Raw genomic sequence first — 6313 nt, forward strand, 5'->3', positions numbered from 1 at the left:
ATGTCTTTGTCTCTTTAATAGTATGTCTTTGAAATAGAAATTTCGGGTAGGCGCTTTAGGTTACGCTTCTGTTAAGAAAATCTAAGTTTGTTAATGGTTAGAAAATCTTCAGTTGAACTCTCCTAAATAGGAACGCATGAATTTCAGTGCATACGTAATATGATATTTTACGGTATCAATTGACACGTTGAGTTCGTCGGCAATTTCTTTGTTGGAATAGTGTTTTATTCGGCTTAGAATAAAAACTTCTTTTGATTTTTTTGGAAGCAATGCCGCGGCTTTATCTACCGCTTGCTGTAATTCGTCGTAATAAATCGAATCTTCGGTTGTATTGGTGCTATTGTACAAAACGGTACTGCTGTCTGCAACTTCTTTTATATATTGATCTGTTATGGTATGCGATTTTATATAATCTAAAGTCATGTATCGAACTGAAGTATAGATATAAGCGGCAAATTTCTTTTGAATTAATAGGGTCTTGCGGCGCTCCCAAATTGTGGTAAAAACTTCTTGAACGATTTCTTCTGAGATAGGAATTGATTTCATTCTGATATAAACAAACCGAACTAATAAATCGCGATATCGAAAATACAATTCATCAAACGCTTTGTCTTTTCCTTGTTTCAATAAATCAACAAGTTCTTCATCCGTAAACTTTTTATACATAACCATTCATTTTTGCATTATCAGCCAAATAAAAATGGTTTCTACAGACGCTAAACTGAATTGTTTTTTGGGGAAGTATTCCAATTTTTAAAAATGACATATACTACAGTATTTTGTTTTATAATATGTCTGTAAAATTAGAAATGAGGGTAGGTCGACAAGGTTATGGTTATATTAATAAAATAGCCTTATTATAAAACATTGTATTAACATTTGATGTTCTAAATGTTAGTTGAGGAAGAAATGGAAAATATAAAAGGGCTGTGTTTTTTCAAAAGAAAAGTATTGTCTTACAAGACAATAAAATAGTAGTGCACTTTGAATAAAATAAAAATGAAGATCGCTCTTTAATCTTCATTAAATTACTGATCTTCATTTGTATATTAAAAAATTACACAACAAAAAAATCCCCTAAGATTAGGGGATTTTGTACTAACTAAACTGATTTTTATAAATCAAACTATGTTGCAAAAATCACAACGAGTTCTATATAATTTCATTCTTTTTTATTTCCAGAATGTCCATTCTGTTCCATTATAAACGCAAACCATTTTTTTTACGGTATCATAACAAATAGTACCTGCCATAGGTTTTATTATATTAAGATGCGGAGAAACTATTCTAGGCAGAATCAAAGCTTTATCTGCCGATTCTAAAACTAGAACTCCATCAACACTGCTGCTTTCTGCTCCAATAACAGTTCCTTTTGTAGCAGCTTCAGGTACTGATTCTTGAATAGACAAATCGACTGCTCCTGTTTTTCTTGATAAATCAACCCAAGCTGTATCATTGTAATAAACTACTTTTTTTAGGTTGGCATCAAACAGCATTACGCCTCCTGTTAAGGCTGTACCTGTTGGCAATGTTGTTACCCAAGGCAATACAATACCTGCTTTATCGCCCACATTGAAATCGACAATTCCTGAACCTTGAGGAGTTGTTTTTCCAATAACGGCCTGTGCATTTACGGTTAATCCTATCAAAAATGCACCGATTATATACTTGATTTTTTTCATAATTATTTTTCTTTATTATTCTTAAGAATCAAAATCTTTTTTTAATCTGGACATGCTTGTTGCGACATTGCTTTCCAAGATGTGCCATTGTATAATTTAATAACTTTTGCCACGGTATCATATACAATCATTCCTTCTACAGGAGCCGTAATTGCAGTTTCTGGAGAAGCTATTCTCGTTAATACTAAACCTTTTTCTTTTGACTCTAATATCAAACTTCCTGTTCTTGCATCAGCATAATTACGAGGTGTATCAACTCTGTCTAGTGTTGATATAATTGTTTTAATAGGCAGCACTGTTCCTGTAGTAACGGCAGGTTTATAACATACAGCGCAAGTTGCATCAAACGACACGGTAAGCGATGCACTTGGAGAAGAACAGCCATACAAATCTGAGTAAAACGATACAGTATATGTTCCTGCTGTGCTCATATTTGTAGGATCTGCCACTACAACTCCTGATGCATTTTTCCATACTATTTCTACACCCAAAGGAGGCTCTGAAGTTAAATAACTATTTAAGTCAAACGTAGTTCCTAAACAAGGTTTCGCCGTAGTAGTGCTTAATTTTGGTGCAACATCTCCAGCTTCACAGGCAAATATTAAAGCATTTGTACTGGTAAATGCACCCGGTGTTGTGCCAAAATTCATTGAAATACCAATACCATTATCTGTAGTAGCTACAGAATTAATTAAGTTACCAAAAGCCATGAAAGTATCTGTCCCTCTATTCAAATTACCATTAAGAGCACCATATCCTGCCGAAAAATAACCAGACCACTCAACACCGCTTTTATATTGAAAAGCTTCATACGAAGACGAAGCCTGTTTAAATACTCCCATTACGAAATTCGGAGCTGTCCCCTTAACAAATCCAGGTCCAGTATCTCCTCCGCTTAAATAGGTGTCCCATCCATGGGCTAGTTGTACTTTTTCGGTGTTGCCGTCTGGTATGGTAACTTTGTACTCAATAGTAACATTTGGATTAGGATAATCGTATGTATATTTTATATCTAGTAAATAAGTCAGACCATTTTTTTCAGCCGACATTTTAATTGTATTCTCAAAATGACCTGAAGGCGATTCTATAAGTGATTGTTGTGTACTGCTAATAAGGGTTAATTTTTGCGCAGTAATTCCAGTAGGAACCAAAGTTCCTCCTGTAAAAACATCTCGCCCTATAGAAAGCACCAGACCATGCGTAGTACCGGGTACATCGTACGCCTTTGACGTACCAAATACTAAATTATTATTATACGCGTATATTTGACCTGTACCCTTTCTAATGATCTGCATATTACCTGCTCCAGAAATATTAAGCCTAATTCCGTTATTGGCATTTGTTCCGCCGGGAGAATTAATAACCGTTTGTCCAAAGTAACCAGCGAAAGTATTAATAGTAGTAAAACGATATAATTGCCCGTTTGCCGGACGGTCGACAGTTGGTCTTATATAGGCCCCTGATGTAGCTGGATTTGTTCCCAAATCGTTAAGCCATACTTGTGCCGCTTTTCCCTCATACAATTGTCCATAATAAAAACCTATGGCAGTAGCTCTGTTCGCAAAAGTGCCAGCCTCTCTGCTATAAATGTATTCTACAACATTACTTCCTTCGTACATTTTTACCTGAAAACTTATTGTAGCACCACTATCAGCATACCATTTCCAATTTTTCCATTCAACCGTAAGCACACGATTAGGAGCGGTTCCACTTGTTTGATAGGAAAAAACTCCTTGAACACCATTTAAATCAGCCATTAAAGGAGCTAACATAAGAGTATTTCCAGTAGGCTCTGTTACTGCTCTACTCCCTGCTTTGAAAGTGATCGTACCATTTGAGCTGGCAAAAAAAGTAGTATGATCTTCAAGACCAGTATTAAAGGTAAATCCAATAGGCAAGGCAGTACTAATACCTTCATCAGCAGTAAGAGCAACTACTTTTGTACCTCCTACTAAAGGAACAAATTCGCTATTTTCAGCCTGCATGGATACCTCACTTGTTATTCGTGTTATCTGCTGTTCTTGAGCTTTAAGCTTAACAGGAAACCATAGCAGCAAGGAAAAGAATATAAAAAAACAAAATCCAATTGTATTGCTTTTGTTAACATTTTGTATCATATAAAAAACTTTTAAATAATTCATACTTTGCTCATTATACCTAATCCTCTCTAGAATTATTTTATAGTTCTCTAGTGTATTACGGATTAAAATATGGGCAAATTTACTGTGGCTGTGTTCTTTGAAACTGCCATCTAAAATCATAAAATCAATACATAAAGACACAACCCTTTATAAATTAAAGGCGTATCTAGATTTTTAATGCATTAAAAGTCAGCAGTATTTAATTATTACTGATGTATAAATATCCCGCTTTGTCTTTGTAGTCACCATTGTTGGTTTTATATTTTAGAACATAAAAATAAGTTCCAGTTGGCAGCCCTTCATTTTTAGCTGTTGTAACTCTTCCATCAGATATTCCTCTAAACCAATTTCCATTGGCGCCATAATTTGTTGTTTCGAATACTTTTACTCCATAACGATTAAAGATCTGTACAGAGTTATCAGGGAAATTTTCCAGTCCTTCAATATTGAAATAATCATTTTTTCCGTCACCATTTGGCGAGATTGCGTTATAAACAATTACATCAGTTGTAGTAGAGGTTTTCAATTTTCCAAGTGTAAAAATTCCTTTTTTATTTATGGCTGCGGTAACCGTTTCATTTTGATTATCAACGGCAGATGCATAATGCACCCATTTTGATTGTGCAGCGTCCCAATTTACAATAGCCAGTGTATAATCAGAATCTTCTCTGGTTAATTCATCTGGCGTTGTATTAGTGTTCCATTTTAATGTTAAAGCCAAATCTATTACAGCTTGATTGCTTTCAACCTTCCAATATTCATTGGTGTTTATTAAGGTTATCAATTCCTCTTTTTGTGTATGAGGATGCAATTCGTTAGAATTTGCTAGAACATATTTACTTTTAAAGAAGTCTTTAGATATGCTGTTTTGACTGAAGGCAGACGGTCTGAAATAACCTCCATCTCCTATAGGAAACTGAAATTCATTTTTCCCGACACACTCTACATATCCATCAACATAACTATCATCATTTGTATTTTTATGCGCTGCATTTGCTTCAAAAATGACTATTCCTCCGGAGTTGTTATTAGAAACTATTCCTTTGTAAAAATCAGAAACGCCATGAATACTAATTTCGGTCGACAATAAAAACGCTGGCTGAACCATTCGATTTTCAAATCTTACATTATTGAATTCACTTAACTCGCTGCCTGAAATCGTCTGAGCTCCAGCCGAACCTTTAAAATAAGTTAACCCAGAAGCAGTTTTTGGACTAAAAGTTACTAATCCATCATTATTATAATTTGAATAAACAGTAAATTGTCCATCATTAATAAAATCTCCGGTAGACTTGTTATCAAAATCAGCTACTGTAGCAAAGTCTGTTCCTGACAAAATTGCTATTTCTCCAATATTTATGGTTTGTGCGCTAAGTTTACCAATAGTAAAAAATAATGTTGCAGTAACTATTTTTAAAATAAATTTGGTCATACTTTTTAATTTAAAGTGTTAGTCTTAAACATGACAAATTATACTAAAAACGATATAAAACACCTCAGTTATTCTATTCATAAAAGAGGTGTTTTTTCTTTGTTTTAGTTTGTACTCACAGAAGCTGCATTGCTTGAAGTTGTGTTTTCTTCGATTAGTTTTTCTAATCTTTCTAAACGTTCGTTCATTTTTGCAATCTCTTTGTCTTTTGCAATAATTGCATTGTTTTGCTCAATTATATGCAAGTAGATCTCTTCTGTTTTTTCCAATAATTGGATTGACAATTCAGACATGTTGAATGAATATCCTTCGGCAGTTCTTTCCAATTCGTTGATTGGAGTAATCCCTGGAAGGTGTTTATGCGTTTTAATGTACTGCTCGATTTCAGCTAATCCCTTAAATTTATAATCTGCTTTAATATCAGAGTATCCTTGGAAGTAATCTTCAAAAACGTAATCGGCATATGTACTATTAACCGTTGTAATAGAACCATTTATTCTCAGTTTTTCACCTGCTTTACCAGATGGAGTATCAAACCCGATACCTACCCAGCCTTGTGTATAAATATTCTCCGTATTTGTAGTTGCTCCTGCTTTTGTTGTTGAGCTAAACCAAGGTTCTTTTACGGCAGCACTCAAATTAATTGATGTTACAAAATTATTTTCATCTTTATAATCTAATGTCCCTGTTGTACCATTTACCGCAAGTGACGTCAACGTTTGTGCATCTCCTACCATATCAACAAGATTAATTACTGTTGCTGGACCACTTTCTCCTTGGTAGCTTAATTTTTTACCTGCAGCATCATAAGCAAGTGATGTTAAGGTTTCGTTTGAACCTACAAATTGTGTAAGTTCTGTTGCGAACTTAGAATCGTTGATAATTGTGCTTGCATTGTTGATTACATCGGCTACAACGTCTATTGTAGTTTCTGTATCATTTTCACTCTTATAAACATATTTTCCGTCGTTGGCTGCATTTTTATTTAAGGTTGTCAGCGTTTCTGCATCTCCTACCATATCAACAAGATTAATTACTGTTGCTGGACCACTTTCTGC

4 protein-coding genes and 1 pseudogene are annotated in these 6313 nt (G+C 34.4%); all 5 read right to left on the reverse strand.

Annotated features, from left to right (window positions below; genetic code table 11):
- Positions 1-108: 108 nt before the first annotated feature.
- Entirely contained in the window at positions 109-666 is a 558-nt protein-coding gene (locus BOW57_RS19230; protein ID WP_089054418.1) for an RNA polymerase sigma-70 factor, read from the reverse strand.
- A gap of 506 nt (positions 667-1172) precedes the next feature.
- Positions 1173-1682, reverse strand: coding sequence for a hypothetical protein (locus BOW57_RS19235; protein WP_129056657.1), 510 nt, complete (start codon positions 1680-1682; stop codon positions 1173-1175).
- 41 nt (positions 1683-1723) lie between these two features.
- Entirely contained in the window at positions 1724-3799 is a 2076-nt protein-coding gene (locus BOW57_RS19240) for a hypothetical protein (protein ID WP_129056660.1), read from the reverse strand.
- A gap of 223 nt (positions 3800-4022) precedes the next feature.
- On the reverse strand, positions 4023-5255 hold the full coding sequence (locus BOW57_RS19245) for a gliding motility-associated C-terminal domain-containing protein (RefSeq protein ID WP_129056662.1): 1233 nt from the start codon (positions 5253-5255) through the stop codon (positions 4023-4025).
- 104 nt (positions 5256-5359) lie between these two features.
- Positions 5360-6313 (reverse strand): annotated as a pseudogene (locus BOW57_RS20685) (hypothetical protein); the annotation flags it as partial.

This window comes from Flavobacterium sp. YO64 (genome assembly GCF_004119505.1).
Taxonomy (GTDB): domain Bacteria; phylum Bacteroidota; class Bacteroidia; order Flavobacteriales; family Flavobacteriaceae; genus Flavobacterium; species Flavobacterium oncorhynchi.